Here is a 15157-nt window from a genome sequence, read left to right as displayed (position 1 = left end):
TATAGTTTTATAATTCAATACTTAAATTGAAATTATTGGAAATGTGATTTTATATTTAAGGTTATAAATTATGAGAAATCATATTAAAAATTTTTAAAGGACATCTGTTCTTTATTCAAGAACTTTAAGTTCTATTTAGAAATATAATAAAAATTATATTTAATTATTTATTTAAACAATTTAATTAAGGAGATATATTATATGGTAGAAATTGCTTTAGGTACTGCTTTAGCAGCTATTGGTGCTGGTGTGGCAATTGGTTTTGCTGGTTTAGGTTCTGGTTTAGGACAAGGTATGGCAGCAGCTGGATCCGTTGGTGCTGTAGCAGAAGATAACGATATGTTTGCAAGAGGTATTATTTTCTCAGCATTACCAGAAACTCAGGCTATTTACGGATTCTTGATTGCTATTTTATTACTTGTATTTTCAGGATTATTAGGTCAAGGCCAAGGTATTTCCACTACTGCAGGTATTGTAGCTATTGGTGTAGGTGCATCTATTGGATTTGCAGGTTTAGGTTCTGGTATGGGACAAGGTATGGCAGCAGCTTCCTCTGTTGGCGCTATCGTTGAAGATAATGACATGTTTGCAAGAGGTATTATTTTCTCTGCATTACCAGAAACTCAGGCTATTTACGGATTCTTGATTGCTATCTTACTTATGGTATTCGGTGGAATATTAGCTTAAGGAGGTCAATTATATGAGCTCTGGGGCAGACAAAATTGTCTCTAACATAATGTCTGAAGCTCAAAATAAAGCTGATGCAAATAGTAGTGAAGCTCAAGTAAAAGTTGATGCTATTTTAGCTGATGGTGAAAAAAGAGCTGAAGCTACTAAGGTTAAAATCTCAGAAGATGCTAAAAAACAGGCTGAAATGAGATATCAACAAATTATTTCTGAAGCTAAAATGAATGCTCGTAGGGCAGAATTAGGGGCAAAAGAAGAGGTAATCGAAGAAACTTTCAGTAAAGCTACTGAAGATTTAAAAAATAAAGCAGCTACTGATGATGAAGAATATATAGAATCATTAATTGAAATGATTAAAGAAGCAGCTACTGAAATTGGTGGCGGAGATTTAATCGTTTTATTAAAAGAGGATGACATTGATAAAGTTAAAGGTAAATTAGATTCTATTGCTGATAAAGTCAAATCTTTAATCAAAGATAGAAATAAACCTGTTAATCTTAATGCTATAGCTAAAGATGTTTTCTCTGAAACTGAAGTTGAAACTACTTTGGAAATTGGTGAACCTATCGATACCATCGGTGGAGCTATATTAAGAACTAGAAATGGTGAAATTCAAGTTAATAACACTATTGAATCCAGAATGTTAAGATTTAAAAAATCATTACGTTCAGAAGTTGCAAAAACTTTATTTGATTAGGAGAGATGAATTATGGCTGATGAAATTGCTACAATCATAAGTTCCTTAGGACTTTCTAATGAGGCATTTTTAGCAATAGTTCTTTTAGCATTTGTAGTTATTGGTGCAATTATTGTAATTGTTGCAACTAGACCAATCTTAGATGTTTATCCATATCTTCATCCTAATGCGAGAGTAAGAGCAAGAAAAGGGAGATTGTTTGATGAAAAACAGATTTCTGAACTTGTTGAAGCAAACAACATTGATGAAATTACTAATTATATTAGAGGATCTCCTGACTATGCCGAATACTTAGATAATTATACACTTGAAAAAGCATTAGATATTCAACTTGGTGAAACTTACGATTTAGTTTCAAGAATGGCTCCTAAAGGAATTCAATCTTCATTTAAAGTAATGGCAAAAAAATCTGACATTGCTAATATTAAAAGCTTATTAACTGCTAAAGAAGCAAGATTAAGTAAAGAAGCTACTGAAGAACTTTTAATTCCTACCGGTTCTTTATATGGAGATTTAGAACGTTTATCTGACGTTGATACTGTAACTGATGTTGTTGCAGGATTGGATGGAACTGAATATGCGCCAGTTTTAGAAGAAGTACTTCCTGAATATGAAAAAACAGCTATGATTCTTCCTTTAGAATCTGCTTTAGATAAATATTATTTAGATAAGTTACTTGCTTCCTCTGAAACTCCATCTGATGAGAATAAACAAATTCTCTATTCATATGTCGGTAATCAAGTAGATGTAGCTAATATTAAATTAATATTAAGGGCAAAAGTTGATGGATTAGATTACGATGCTATTAGTCCATATATGATTAATAGCGGATACCAATTAAGAGAATGGAAGCTTAAAGATCTCATGGAAACAGAAGGTGTCACTGGAGTTATTTCTTCATTAGAAGGAACCAAATACTCTGAAGTACTTAGTGATGTTCTTCCGGAATACAATGAAACTGGATCTGTAGCTCTCTTTGAAAAAGCTTTAGATAAGTTTTTAGTTGACTCTGCAAAATCCTATTCTATGAAAAAACCATTAGGTATTGGACCTATAATAGGATTCTTATCTCAAAAAGAAGTTGAAATCAAAAACTTAAAGATAATTGCAAGATCTAAAAGAGAAGCTGACTTCCCAATATCTAAAATTAGGGAGATGTTAGTATGAGTGATGTTGCTATTATAGGAGATATCGATACTGTCACTGGTTTTAAACTTGGCGGAGTTAAAAAAGGTATTATTGTAAATAATGATGATGAAGCTAAAAACACTCTTGATGAGTTATTGAAGGACGAAATTTCAATTATTATAATTACACAAAAGATAGCTGATAACATAAGAGAACATATTAATAAACGTCTTGGTTCTGATGTGTTACCAATGATTATTGAGATACCAGATAAATCTGGTTCATCTGAAGGCGGTGCTGATCAAATGGCAGCTCTTATAAAGAGAGTTATCGGGGTAGAGATGGTTAAATGATTAATGAAGGAAATATTATTAAAATTGCAGGTCCTGTTATCGTTGCAGATGGTATGAGAGGAACTCAAATGTATGAAGTGGTAAGAGTCGGTGAAGCAAGGCTCATTGGTGAGATTATCGAGCTCGAAGGTGACACCGCTACCATTCAAGTTTATGAAGAAACTGCTGGGGTAAAACCTGGCGAAAAAGTAGAAAGTACTGGAGGTCCATTATCTGTAGAACTTGGACCTGGTGTAATGGGTTCTATTTTTGATGGAATTCAAAGACCTTTAGAGGTAATTAAAGATATTTCTGGTGATTATATTGCTAGAGGTATTGATGTACCTTCTATTGACAAAGAGAAAAAATGGACTTTTGAGCCTATTGCTAAAGTAGGGGATAAAGTTACTGGCGGAGATATTCTTGGACAAGTACAAGAAACATCTGCAGTTGTTCAAAAGATTATGGTTCCTCCAATGGTTGAAGGTACTGTAAAATCTATTGCTACAAAAGCAGAATACACTGTACTTGAAACTATTGCAGAAATTGAAACTGCTGATGAAATAAAAGAAATTCAAATGTTACAAAAATGGCCTGTTCGTAAAGGACGTCCATACAAAGAAAAACTGGATCCGGATATTCCACTTATCACTGGTCAAAGAGCACAGGATACTTTCTTCTGCTTAGCTAAAGGAGGAGCAGCAGCTATTCCTGGTCCTTTCGGTTCAGGTAAAACTGTTACTCAACAACAATTAGCTAAATGGGCAGATGCAGATATTGTGGTATATATTGGATGTGGAGAACGTGGAAACGAAATGACTGAGGTACTTACCGAGTTTCCATTCCTCACTGACCCTAAAACTGGAAATCCAATTATGGATAGAACTGTTCTTATTGCAAACACTTCTAACATGCCAGTAGCAGCTCGTGAAGCATGTGTATATACTGGTATCACTATTGCAGAATACTTCCGTGACCAAGGTTACGATGTAGCACTTATGGCAGATTCTACTTCCAGATGGGCAGAAGCTATGAGAGAGATTTCTGGAAGATTAGAAGAAATGCCTGGGGAAGAAGGTTACCCTGCATACTTAGCATCTAGACTTGCTCAGTTCTATGAAAGGGCTGGAAGAGTGATTACTATTGGTCAAGATCCTAAAGAATCTTCTGTTACTGTAGTAGGTGCAGTATCACCTCCTGGTGGAGACTTATCTGAACCAGTTACTCAAAACACCTTACGTATCTGTAAAGTATTTTGGGCATTAGATGCATCTCTTGCAGATAAACGTCACTTCCCTTCCATTGACTGGTTACAAAGTTACTCTTTATATGTAGAAAGCATTACCAACTGGTGGCAGGAAAACGCTTCAGAAGAATGGAGAGCAAACAGGGACGAAGCTATGGTTCTCTTACAAAAAGAATCAGAACTTCAAGAAATTGTACAATTAGTAGGTCCTGATGCATTACCGGATTCTGAACAAGTAATCTTAGAAACTACCCGTATGCTAAGAGAAGACTTCTTGCAGCAAAATGCATTTGACGATGTGGATACTTACTGTTCTCCAACTAAACAAGCAGGTATGTTAGCAACCATTCTCAGATTCCATGAAGCAGCAGGTGCAGCAGTAGTACGTGGTGCAGATGTAAAAGAGATTGCAGCTTTAACTGTTAAAGAGGACATTGCTAGAATGAAATACATCCCTGAAGAGGAATTTGAAGCAAGAATTAAAGAAATTCAAGAAAAAGTTGTAACACAATGTGCTGAGGTATAAAAATGAACGCAGATATTAAAACAAGAGAATATACAACAGTTTCTGAAGTTTCTGGTCCTTTGATGATAGTAGAAGGTGTTGAAGGTGTAGCTTACAATGAAATCGTAGAAATTGAAGCTCCTACCGGTGAACACAGAAGAGGGCAAGTGTTAGAAGTAAAAGATGATGTAGCTGTTGTTCAAGTATTTGAAGGTACTACTGACTTAAACACCCTTAACACTAAAGTAAGATTCACTGGAGAAACTGCTAAAATTGGTGTTTCAAAAGATATGATGGGTCGTATCTTCGACGGTACCGGTAAGCCTATTGACGGTGGTCCAGAAATCATTCCTGAAAAGGAACTCGATATTAACGGAAGTCCTATGAACCCTGCATCAAGAGAATTCCCTGCAGAGTTTATCCAAACTGGTATTTCCACTATTGATGGAATGAATACACTTGTAAGAGGACAAAAATTACCAATCTTTTCAGGATCTGGTTTACCACACAACGATTTAGCTGCTCAAATTGCAAGACAAGCTAAAGTAGTAGGTTCAGACGATGAGTTTGCAGTAATATTCGCTGCTATGGGTATTACTCACGAAGAGGCAAACTTCTTTATGAGAGATTTCGAAAGAACTGGAGCATTAGAAAAAGTAACTGTATTCATGAACTTAGCTGATGATCCAGCTATTGAAAGAATTCTTACTCCTAAAATGGCATTAACTACTGCCGAATACTTAGCGTTTGAACACAATATGCATGTATTGGTTATACTTACTGACTTATCTAACTATTGTGAAGCATTAAGGGAAATTTCTGCAGCTAGGGACGAAGTACCTGGTCGTAGAGGTTACCCGGGATACATGTATACTGATTTAGCAGGTATTTACGAACGTGCAGGACGTATTGCAGGTAAAGAAGGTTCTATTACTCAGATGCCTATCTTAGTTATGCCTCAAGACGATATTACTCACCCAATTCCTGACTTAACTGGATATATTACTGAAGGGCAAATCGTACTTAGTAGGGATATCCACAGGAATGGTATTTATCCACCTGTAGACGTACTTCCATCCTTATCTCGTTTGATGAGTGGTGGTATTGGTGATAGCAAAACTCGTGATGACCACAGTGGTGTATCTGACCAACTTTATTCTGCTTATGCAGAAGGACGTAACTTAAGAGACCTTGTTGCAGTAGTAGGGGAAGATGCTCTTACTGAAAGAGATCAAAGTTTCTTGGCATTTGCTGAAAACTTTGAAAAAGAGTTTATCACTCAAGCTAAAGATGAAGATAGAAGTATTATTGAAACTTTAGATCTTGGTTGGAAATTATTAACCGTATTACCTAAATCTGAACTTAAAAGAGTAAAAGATGAATTTATTGAAAAATATTACCCAGAATAAGTCTATTGAAACTATTAATATTATTTCATTAAACTAATTCCAATATTTTAATTTTAAATTCATCAAAAACTTAAGTATTAGCTAGAAATATTAGCTTTTTAAGTTCAATGAACTTTAAAGTTTTTAGCTAGAAATGTTAGCTTTTTAAGTTCAATGAACTTTAAAGTTTTTAGCTAGAAATGTTAGCTTTTTAAGTTCAATGAACTTTAAAGTTTTTAGGTAGAAATATTATCTTTAGGAGGATAGTATGGCAGAAGAAATACTTGATGGTATTAACCCTACTCGTATGGAGTTATTGGCTCTTAAAGATAGAGAAAAACTTGCAGTTAAAGGTCACAGCTTGTTAAAACAAAAAAGGGATGCTTTAATTAAAGAGTTTTTCGACATCTTAGATAGAGTTAAAGGTGCTCGTGAAAATGCAGAAACTAACTTATCTGATGCTTACGTAGCACTTACTGAAGCTCAAATTACTATGGGTGATTTAGCTGTTCAAAAAGCAGCATTATCTGTTAAAGAATCTGTTAAAGTAGATATTTCTTCAAGAAGTATTATGGGGGTTTCCGTACCTATTGCAGATATGGAAATGGAATCAAGAACTTTAGTTGATAGAGGATATGGTTTATCTGATACTTCTATTCAATTAGATGAAGCAGCTAAAAAATTCGAAAATGCTTTAGTATATATTATTGAATTAGGAGAGATAGAAAAAACCATTTATCTTTTAGCTGATGAGATTGAAGCTACTAAACGTAGAGTAAACTCTCTTGAGCACATTATGATTCCTAAATTCCAAGCTACTATTAAATCTATTAATATGAAACTTGAAGAGATGGAAAGGGAAAACTTCGTAAGAATGAAGATGATCAGATCTACAATCGAGAAAAACGAAGAAGAAGCTTTAGCAAAAGCTCAATTAAAAATAGCAGAAGAATAATTAAAATTTAGAAATAAATGCAATCAATATTTTGTTTACTTAAAATAGAATATGTGTTTATTCTCTTAATTTTTATTTTATTATTAATTATTCTTTTTTTTTAATTTTTATTTTATTCTTAATTATTCTTTTTTAATTTTTATTTTATTCTTAATTATTCTTTTTTAATTTTTATTTTATTCTTAATTATTCTTTTTTTTAATTTTAAATTTTTATTAATTTTTAATCTTTATTTAATATTTAGTCTTTTTTTCTTTAATATTATAATTTTTATAATGGTTTTTTGATTATTATTTTATTTTAAAATCTTAATTTTAGTTAACTTTATATATTATGTTATACATAATATTATATGTTGTATAGTCCCGTAGGGTAGTGGTAATCCTTCTAGGCTTTGGACCCGGAGACGGCGGTTCGACTCCGCTCGGGACTATCAATTTTTTTAAAACAATATTATAACGTCGTTATACTTGATAACTATTTTTTTTATTCGGTGTCATTAATTATTTATATCTTATTGTATAGTATTACTATTAAATTTCAAGAAAACCAGTTTTTTAAATTTTTTAAGTAAAATTTAATAAGTTCTTTTTTAATATATTATATTGTATTAAATAAGTCTATGATTTAATGGTGAAATAATGAGAAGAGATCCAATTCATCAGTTTTTAAGAGATCCTGATAATAAGGCAAAGTTATTTATGGGTATTACAGGTGCTATGATAATAACTACTTTTTTGGTTGTTATTGGTACTATAATTCTTATTTTAATATTGGTAGGCATTATTTAATTTTAAATTTATTTATCTATTTTTTTAAATATTTTTTAATAATTGCTATCTAATTTTTATTCAATATTTTTTTTAATAATTTCGTGATTTTTTAATAATTGCTATCTAATTTTTATTCAATATTTTTTTTAATAATTTCGTGATTTTTTAATAATTGCTATCTAATTTTTATTCAATATTTTTATAAACTTCTTTTTCAGCTATTTTCAGATAATTAATTGCAGTATTTAAATTCTTATTTGAACTTATAATAGTTACTACTGGTTGATTATTTTCTATTTTCACTCCTTTAAATGGAATATCTCGCACATTTGGAATATTTAAATCTCCAACACTAACTTGTTTTCTTGCATAAATTATCTTTTTAATTGAATACTGATTAGCTTGAGGAACATCAATTAATTCTCCTTCACATGCTTTAATGTGGGCATCTAAAAGATTTATATTCATTACCTCTTCAACTAATTCGTATGTTCCTTGTAGTCTTGGATTGATTTCAATAATTTTTAATTCTCCATTTTTATCTAAAATATAATCGACACCATTAGATCCAATTAATTTAAATTCTTTTATTAAATCTTCAGAGGTATTTTTCATCTCATCATTTAATTCATCAATATTAATATTTGGATTAATAATATTTTTAGAATTAGTCTTAGCTTTAGTAATATTTGGATTAATAATATTTTTAGAATTAGTCTTAGCTTTAGTAATATTTGGATTAATAATATTTTTAGAATTAGTCTTAGCTTTAGAATTTATATTTCTTTGAACATTATTAAACACTTTAAAACTATTTTCATCTAAAGGTAAAATATTTCCAGAATATTCAAATGAATTTTTACCTAAATCTGATTCAGTAATTAATCTTGAATTTATTAAATTTTTTCTATCACTATGACTTGATAAAACTGATGATGATAGATTTATTCCTTCAATATATTCTTGAAGCATATAATTTTCTAATGAAATATTTTCACAAACTTCATTGAGATATTTTATTTCATTTGAACTTCCATTATTTAGCATGAAAATTCCTAAACCCCCTCCTCCTTGAATGGGTTTTAAAATAAATTGACTGTTACTGTGCTCTTTAAGAATTTCACATATTTCATCTACATCACTTGCTTGAAATGTAAGTGGAATGTTAAATTTATTTCTCAATTTTTTATAAAATCTAAATTTATTATCTACATCATGGGTGTTTTTATTTCCACAAACAATTTTTCTAAATTTTTTAAATTTTCCACAAAAATCATTTAGGTTAATTCCTGCAGTTAATACGATTTTATCTATTTCACTATTTCTTAGATTATTTATTTCACCTGCCCTTCCATATAGAAAATCCTTTGACAATTCAAGAAGTTTGTATGGTGAATAATTATCTTCAAATTTTCCACAGGATATGGCACTTTCTTGGTCTAAAAGATGTTTTTCTGCATAAGGCATTTTAAAATCAAGAGTTTTAAAATAACTTAGAGAAAATGTCCTGTAGTCTAATTTTAATGCAGAATTAACCATAGGTCTTGTGTTAATTCCCATAATGAGTAAATTTTCCATAATATTTAGCCCTGACAGTAAATTTAAATTATTTATTTTTTAATATGATTAATATTTTTACCTTAGCAATGAATTAATTATTCTCTAGCTTGGTCGTAAACTGTTTTTATTGTATCCATATCTACACTAGTATAGATCTGAGTAGTAGAAAGACTTGAATGTCCTAGTAATTGCTGAATTACCCTAATGTCCACTCCATTTTTAAGCAAATGTGTTGCAAAGGAATGTCTTAAAACATGAGGTGTAACCTTCTTTTTGATTCCAGCTTCTTTTGCATAGTTTTTTATCATCATTTGAAGGTATCTCGGACTTAATTTATTTCCATTTCTATTTACAAATATAAATTCGGAGCCATTATTATCTTTATTAAGATAATCTAGTAAAAGTTCTTTAGTATCTTCATCAAAAAGAACGATTCTGTCTTTATCTCCTTTTCCTCTAACCCTTATAGTTCTCTCATCAAAATCAATATCTATTTTTAATAATTTTACTAATTCTGAAATACGAAGGCCTGTAGAATAAAGTAATGTAAGTATAACTTTATCTCTTCTTTTTGACTTTAGCTTAAGGGAGGTGTCATTTTCATTTATATTTACAGCATCAATTAAATCTCTAACCTCTTTTTCATTTAATGATTTAGGTAATGATTTTGTTCTTTTAGGATTTTTAATATCCTCTAGAAAATAAATTTCATTAAATTCTAAAAATTTTTTAGATACAACTGTATTTAAATAGATATAATTTTGACTGAGGTTCTTATTTCTTTTTAAATCGCGGATGTACTTTCTAAAAATAGCTAAGAATTTTCTTCCATCGTATAAATTATCCTCATTTTTCATATATTCAATTAAGTTATGGATTATAGAGCTATATGTTTTTATGGTATTTTCTGAATAGTTTCTAATTTCTAATTCGATTAAATAGTCTTCAAGCATACCATCAAAGTCAAATACCTTCATTAAATGTTTCCTCTCTCCATTTTCATCATAAACAGGTAATTTTATTGGAGCTAGAGAAGATGGTTCATTTGATAAGTTTAATTGATCAGTGGAAAAAAGATTCATATATATTCCTTCTTTAGATTTTTATACCAAACCCATCAATCTAAATCTAGGATTGAAATAATTTTTTATTAATTATTTTTCCAAATAATGGTTTTCATTAAAATTATTATTTTTCCAAATAATGGTTTTAATTAGAATAATTATTTTTCTAAATAATATTTTTCATTAAAATTATTTTCTAAATTTTCTTATTTTATTAATATTTACTTCGTTATACATTATATATTTATAGTTTTATTTAAATATTTTTGAATTTTTATGATTAAAATTTTTAAAATATTTTTTTTTAAAAAAAATTAGCATAAAAAGTTAATTTATCAAATCAGAAATAATTAAAAAATAAAGGTTAAGTAAAAAAAGTAAAAGAATAGAAATAATTAAAAAATGAAAATTAAGTAAAAAAAGTAAAAGAATAGAAATAATTAAAAAGTGAAGGTTAAGTAAAAAAAGTAAAAGAATAGAAATAATTAAAAAGTGAAGGTTAAGTAAAAAAAGTAAAAGAATAGAAATAAAATGATTTATTTCTATTTAAAATTATCTATTTAATTGGAACTGATTAAATAGCTAAGTATTTAATTTTATTTAATTTAAAGTAACTAATCTAAGTTTATCTGGTCTTTTAATTACTCTACTGGATTTAAAAGCAACTAATGTTTTTATTCCTTTAGAGTATGCAATGTCAACTAGTCTTTGACTAATTACACCATCAAAAATAACAGTGTCTGCATCGGTATTGTTTTGTTTTAACTCTTCATAAAGGGTTTCTACTTTAGTTTCTTTTAATAAATTTAAAGAATCATCTAAGATTTCACTGTTTCCAGTTCCTTCTAAATCTTTTAGCATGTTCTTTAATAATTTTATTCTACTGTCTTGGATCTTGTCACTGTTTCTATCTCTACGGCCTCTGGAATTTCTGTCTTTTCCTCTACGATCGTTTCTGCCATTTTTTCTATCTTTTCTATCAAACTTATCTTTACGATCAGCTCTGCCGTTTTTGTTTCCGTGGAATTTATCAGACTTATTTAAGTTCTTTGTTCTTCTATCACTGGACTTTCTATCAGTTCTGTTGATTTTATTTTTAGGTATTTTAACTTGGGTGTCTAAGTTAAAATCAAGGTTATTAATAACTTGTTCAGTAGGAGCTTTATCTCTTAAAGCAATTAAGATTTCCTCTTTTTCAAGGTCTTCTACTTCTTTACCTCTTGGAGCTCTTGTAACGTAATCAACATCTCCAACTTGTAAAAGCTCTTTTAAGATTAGTTCTCCACCACGGTCACCATCAACAAATGCAGTTACAGTTCTTTTTTTAGTTAGCTCAGCTACACTGTTAGGAATGTTTACCCCTTCAACTGCGACAGTGTTTTTAATTCCGTATTTTAATAAATTTAAGACATCGTTTCTTCCTTCTACAACGATGATTGCATCGGAAGTATGTACATTTGGACCTGCAGGAAGTCTTTCTTCTCCGAATTCAGAAATTTCATGAACTCTCATAGATTCTCTGATTTCTTCAATCATTTTCATACTTTCAGGAGAGACAGTTTCCATCATACTCATATAAATTTCTTTTGCACGATTGATAACTTGTTGTCTTTTCACAGCTCTAACATCTTCTACTCTAAGAATTTCAATAGAAGCTTCACAAGGACCTACACGATTGATGGTTTCTAAGGATGCTGCAAGGATAGCAGTTTCGATTCTATCTAAACTAGATGGAATAACAATTTCTCCTTTTGCACGTCCTCCATTTGAGTGTATAATAACTTGGATTCTTCCAATTCTTCCAGTTCTTTGAAGCTCTCTTAAATCTAAATCATTACTTAAAAGACCTTCAGTTTGCCCAAAAACCGCACCTACCACATCAGGTTTTTCTACGATTCCGTTTGCATTAATTTGAGCATGAATAAGATATTTAGTTGTAGTTAATTCTATTCCTTTTCCCATAATAAGCCTCCTTTGAGCTTTGGTAATTAGGATAATTTAATAGCTAGTTTTAAATTTTTATAGAATTGTTATTAAACTAATTATCATAAAGATTAATTTAAAACTCTTAAAATCTTTTCATTTATTTTACTTAGTTTTAAACATTTATAATTAATAATACCTCATTTATTAGTTTATTTTAAACGTGTTTATTTTAATATTTAATATTTAGTTTAATTTAAACTTTTTTTAATTTAATAATGATTTAAAATTAATTCTTTTAATTAAGATTTAGCATAATAACAATTTTTACTACTAGCTTAATTATAACTAATTTTAATTAATAAAGTCTTAATTTATAATTGATTATAATTTTAAATTATACTGTAATTCGTAATAAATTGATTAATTAATTTCTAATAAATTAATTGATAAAATTAGACACTATTTAAAATTTATAGAAGCCCTTAAAAACATTTTTAAAATATTTTAAGATTTGGTTCTATTAATTTAACCCATACAAAAAAAGATATTCTTGAATAAAAACCTATTAAAACTTAAAGAAAATAATTATTTAAATATTCCATTAAATCTATTTAAGTTTCATTAATTTCCCGTCTCATCTTAGAAATCAATAAATTTAAACTGTTTTACCATAAAAAATTAAAATTCTACTGATTTTAATTTAGATGGTTTTAGACTTTATATTTATATAAATTTTAACTATTAAAATTCTTTGATTTTAATATAGTGGTAAAAGTAATTTAATCTATTAATAGATTTGAATAATTGTTTTTTTTATGATTAATTTTTTTAATTTCAAATTTTCTATTAATTTTATTTATATAATAATTTTTATTATTTAATTTAGTGTAAATCAATGGATAATTATTCTTTTTTATCATATATTAATATAAACATTTATTTTATTCTTTTTAGAGTATGTTTAATATAAACATTTATTTTAAGTAGTTTGCTGTGATTTAGTTAGAATAATCAGTTTAATTTAGTTAATAAAAATTTATTTCCCCTTACTTTAACTCTTTAATTTTAATAATAATTGTAATAATCCTTAATTAATATTTGCAAATATCAATTTAAATATGATTTTAGCATCCAAATAATATTATCTTTATCATAATATATAAATTATTTTATATTTTTCTAAATCATATATAATTTTGGCTTTGTTGAAATCTCATTTTATAATTAATTGGTATTGGCTTATGGATGTTGGCATTTATTGTAATGTTGGTATTTTTTCTGGCTTTTTCTAAATAGCTGTATAATATGCTAGTAGATCTGGAAATAATTCTAAAGTAATGGTATTCGTGTATTTTTTTTATATAAGGTTTTACTTAAAAAAATAAAGCTTATTTGAATTATGAAAGATATGTTTTTAGTATTTTTGCAAAAATCAGGAACTTTAGATTAACTTTAAATGAATTTAAGCTAATTTAAAAATATTTTATAAAGATAAGCAATGGCTTTAAAGTGAATAGAATTTAAATAAAGCCATTTATTATTTAAAAGAAATGGAATCAATTTTAAAACTTTAAAAAAAAGTAAAAAAAAGATAAATGGGTGTTTACCCTCATTATCTTTTTTTATGTAATTTTTATTGTGTTTTTTATTTTTGATTTACCGTATTGTGTGTAAATCTTATAATTTCCTTTCTTTAGGTATCTGATTTTTAGTATTGCCTTTCCTCTTTTATTGGTTTTGACCTTGTAGGTTTTTCCTTTTAATTTAAATCTTATTGTCTTTTTAGCTCGTGGTTTTCCTTTAGTGTTTACCAGCTTAGCAGAAAATTTGATTGTTTTTCCTTTTTTCACTACAATATTCTTAGCAGTCAATACAGGTTTAACAGTGATTTTATTCTTTTTGATAAATTTACCATACTGTGTAGTTATGTAATAGGTTTTTGGCTTTAGTAATATTCTTAAGCTTGCATAACCATTCTTATCTGTTTTTCTACTGTAGGTTTTTCCAGCTATTGTGAATTTCACTGTTTTTCCAGCACCAACATGCTTACCATTGGCATTTATTATTTGCACTTTAAATCTTCCACCTCTAAAATACATTTTAAGATTTTTATTCTTTGTTATAGGAGAATCTAAAATTCTTAAAGTACTTACAAGATTATTTGGATTATACTCACTATTACCATCGAATTTAGCAATAATATTGTATTTTCCAACTTTCTGCTTAATGGTTAAGATTGCATATCCTCTGATATCTGTTTTTACATTGTATTTTAAATTTCCAATAGTTATTTGGATGTTTTGGTTTGCTATAGGGTTTCCGTTGTGGTCTGCTAGTTTTATGGTGTATTTGGTACCATCATTATAAAACATAGAAACATTACCAGCACTTAGGTAAGAATAACCATTTATATTTATATAATTATAAAAGCTATTGCCACCACCTTTACTATAAGTCATTAGGATATTGTGTTTTCCATTGTCTAAATTATAAAAAGTAACACTATCATCATTTATATTACCACTCTTAATTATATTACCATTTTCATAGTAATTAACCCCATAATTATTCTCCTGGTAGTAGATTAGATTATCAAATTTGACTACTGAATTTTTAGGACGATAAATATTAAAAGAACAATCAGATACATTAGTAGTATTGGAATACACATAAATAGCATTACCAGACTGATTAGCAGTGTTATTAGCAAAAGAACAAGCACTTAAAAAACCATAAGCACCAAACCAATCAACAGCACCACCATTATACTCTGCATGGTTATTGACAAAAGAACAATCACTTAAAAAACCATTATCAGTATTCCAATCAACAGCACCACCATATTTGGCATGGTTATTGGCAAAAGAACAATCCTTTAAAGTACCATTATCACCAT

At 28.6% G+C, this 15157-nt stretch carries 12 protein-coding genes and 1 tRNA gene; 9 read left to right on the top strand and 4 right to left on the bottom strand.

What is annotated here, in order from left to right; all coding sequences use genetic code 11:
* Positions 1 to 201: 201 nt before the first annotated feature.
* The 9 genes from BM020_RS04445 (at position 202) to BM020_RS09730 (ending at position 7729) form a co-directional block, all read left to right on the top strand.
* The gene (locus BM020_RS04445) at positions 202 to 687 is read left to right on the top strand and encodes a V-type ATP synthase subunit K (protein WP_067145705.1); all 486 of its coding nucleotides are present in this window, start codon (positions 202 to 204) and stop codon (positions 685 to 687) included.
* Between the two features lie 13 nt (positions 688 to 700).
* A complete protein-coding gene (locus BM020_RS04440) occupies positions 701 to 1384 on the top strand; it encodes a V-type proton ATPase subunit E (protein ID WP_067145707.1) in 684 nt (227 codons plus the stop codon).
* A gap of 12 nt (positions 1385 to 1396) precedes the next feature.
* Positions 1397 to 2551: a V-type ATP synthase subunit C gene (locus tag BM020_RS04435; RefSeq protein WP_067145708.1), complete on the top strand. Its 1155-nt coding sequence runs from the start codon at positions 1397 to 1399 to the stop codon at positions 2549 to 2551.
* The gene (locus BM020_RS04430) at positions 2548 to 2865 is read left to right on the top strand and encodes a V-type ATP synthase subunit F (protein ID WP_067145709.1); all 318 of its coding nucleotides are present in this window, start codon (positions 2548 to 2550) and stop codon (positions 2863 to 2865) included. The genes BM020_RS04435 and BM020_RS04430 overlap by 4 nt, the downstream gene beginning before the upstream one ends.
* Positions 2862 to 4616, top strand: a complete 1755-nt coding sequence (locus tag BM020_RS04425; RefSeq protein ID WP_067145711.1) for an ATP synthase subunit A — start codon at positions 2862 to 2864, stop codon at positions 4614 to 4616. The genes BM020_RS04430 and BM020_RS04425 overlap by 4 nt, the downstream gene beginning before the upstream one ends.
* A gap of 2 nt (positions 4617 to 4618) precedes the next feature.
* A complete protein-coding gene (locus BM020_RS04420) occupies positions 4619 to 6004 on the top strand; it encodes an ATP synthase subunit B (RefSeq protein ID WP_067145713.1) in 1386 nt (461 codons plus the stop codon).
* Positions 6005 to 6251: 247 nt separating this feature from the next.
* Positions 6252 to 6938: a V-type ATP synthase subunit D gene (locus tag BM020_RS04415; RefSeq protein WP_067145715.1), complete on the top strand. Its 687-nt coding sequence runs from the start codon at positions 6252 to 6254 to the stop codon at positions 6936 to 6938.
* 361 nt (positions 6939 to 7299) lie between these two features.
* Positions 7300 to 7371, top strand: a tRNA-Gln gene (locus tag BM020_RS04410).
* 208 nt (positions 7372 to 7579) lie between these two features.
* Entirely contained in the window at positions 7580 to 7729 is a 150-nt protein-coding gene (locus BM020_RS09730; RefSeq protein WP_200781245.1) for a hypothetical protein, read from the top strand.
* Positions 7730 to 7897: 168 nt separating this feature from the next.
* On the opposite strand, the gene BM020_RS04405 is transcribed toward BM020_RS09730, so the two are convergent.
* The 4 genes from BM020_RS04405 to BM020_RS04390 all read right to left on the bottom strand — a co-directional run.
* Entirely contained in the window at positions 7898 to 9289 is a 1392-nt protein-coding gene (locus BM020_RS04405) for an ATP-grasp domain-containing protein (RefSeq protein ID WP_067145717.1), read from the bottom strand.
* Between the two features lie 77 nt (positions 9290 to 9366).
* The gene (gene xerA / locus BM020_RS04400; protein WP_067148951.1) at positions 9367 to 10248 is read right to left on the bottom strand and encodes a site-specific tyrosine recombinase/integron integrase; all 882 of its coding nucleotides are present in this window, start codon (positions 10246 to 10248) and stop codon (positions 9367 to 9369) included.
* Between the two features lie 687 nt (positions 10249 to 10935).
* The gene (dnaG, locus tag BM020_RS04395; RefSeq protein ID WP_074798374.1) at positions 10936 to 12297 is read right to left on the bottom strand and encodes a DNA primase DnaG; all 1362 of its coding nucleotides are present in this window, start codon (positions 12295 to 12297) and stop codon (positions 10936 to 10938) included.
* A 1586-nt stretch (positions 12298 to 13883) separates the two neighbouring features.
* Positions 13884 to 15157, bottom strand: a 1274-nt coding sequence (locus BM020_RS04390; protein ID WP_159428548.1) for an Ig-like domain-containing protein, incomplete at its 5' end; no start/stop codon positions are given.

The organism is Methanobrevibacter olleyae (genome assembly GCF_900114585.1).
Classification (GTDB): Archaea; Methanobacteriota; Methanobacteria; order Methanobacteriales; family Methanobacteriaceae; genus Methanobrevibacter; species Methanobrevibacter olleyae.
Note: the sequence above shows the minus strand (reverse complement) of the source record. Positions and strands in the feature narration are given on the sequence as shown.

What these genes read in the sequence shown, in the direction of transcription:
- BM020_RS04415 (WP_067145715.1), top strand. Translation starts at nt 6,252, where the DNA reads ATGGCAGAAGAAATACTTGATGGTATTAACCCTACTCGTATGGAGTTA.
- BM020_RS09730 (WP_200781245.1), top strand. Translation starts at nt 7,580, where the DNA reads ATGAGAAGAGATCCAATTCATCAGTTTTTAAGAGATCCTGATAATAAG.
- BM020_RS04430 (WP_067145709.1), top strand. Translation starts at nt 2,548, where the DNA reads ATGAGTGATGTTGCTATTATAGGAGATATCGATACTGTCACTGGTTTT.
- BM020_RS04445 (WP_067145705.1), top strand. Translation starts at nt 202, where the DNA reads ATGGTAGAAATTGCTTTAGGTACTGCTTTAGCAGCTATTGGTGCTGGT.
- BM020_RS04405 (WP_067145717.1), bottom strand. Translation starts at nt 9,289, where the DNA reads ATGGAAAATTTACTCATTATGGGAATTAACACAAGACCTATGGTTAAT.
- BM020_RS04435 (WP_067145708.1), top strand. Translation starts at nt 1,397, where the DNA reads ATGGCTGATGAAATTGCTACAATCATAAGTTCCTTAGGACTTTCTAAT.
- BM020_RS04420 (WP_067145713.1), top strand. Translation starts at nt 4,619, where the DNA reads ATGAACGCAGATATTAAAACAAGAGAATATACAACAGTTTCTGAAGTT.
- BM020_RS04440 (WP_067145707.1), top strand. Translation starts at nt 701, where the DNA reads ATGAGCTCTGGGGCAGACAAAATTGTCTCTAACATAATGTCTGAAGCT.
- dnaG (WP_074798374.1), bottom strand. Translation starts at nt 12,297, where the DNA reads ATGGGAAAAGGAATAGAATTAACTACAACTAAATATCTTATTCATGCT.
- xerA (WP_067148951.1), bottom strand. Translation starts at nt 10,248, where the DNA reads ATGAAGGTATTTGACTTTGATGGTATGCTTGAAGACTATTTAATCGAA.
- BM020_RS04425 (WP_067145711.1), top strand. Translation starts at nt 2,862, where the DNA reads ATGATTAATGAAGGAAATATTATTAAAATTGCAGGTCCTGTTATCGTT.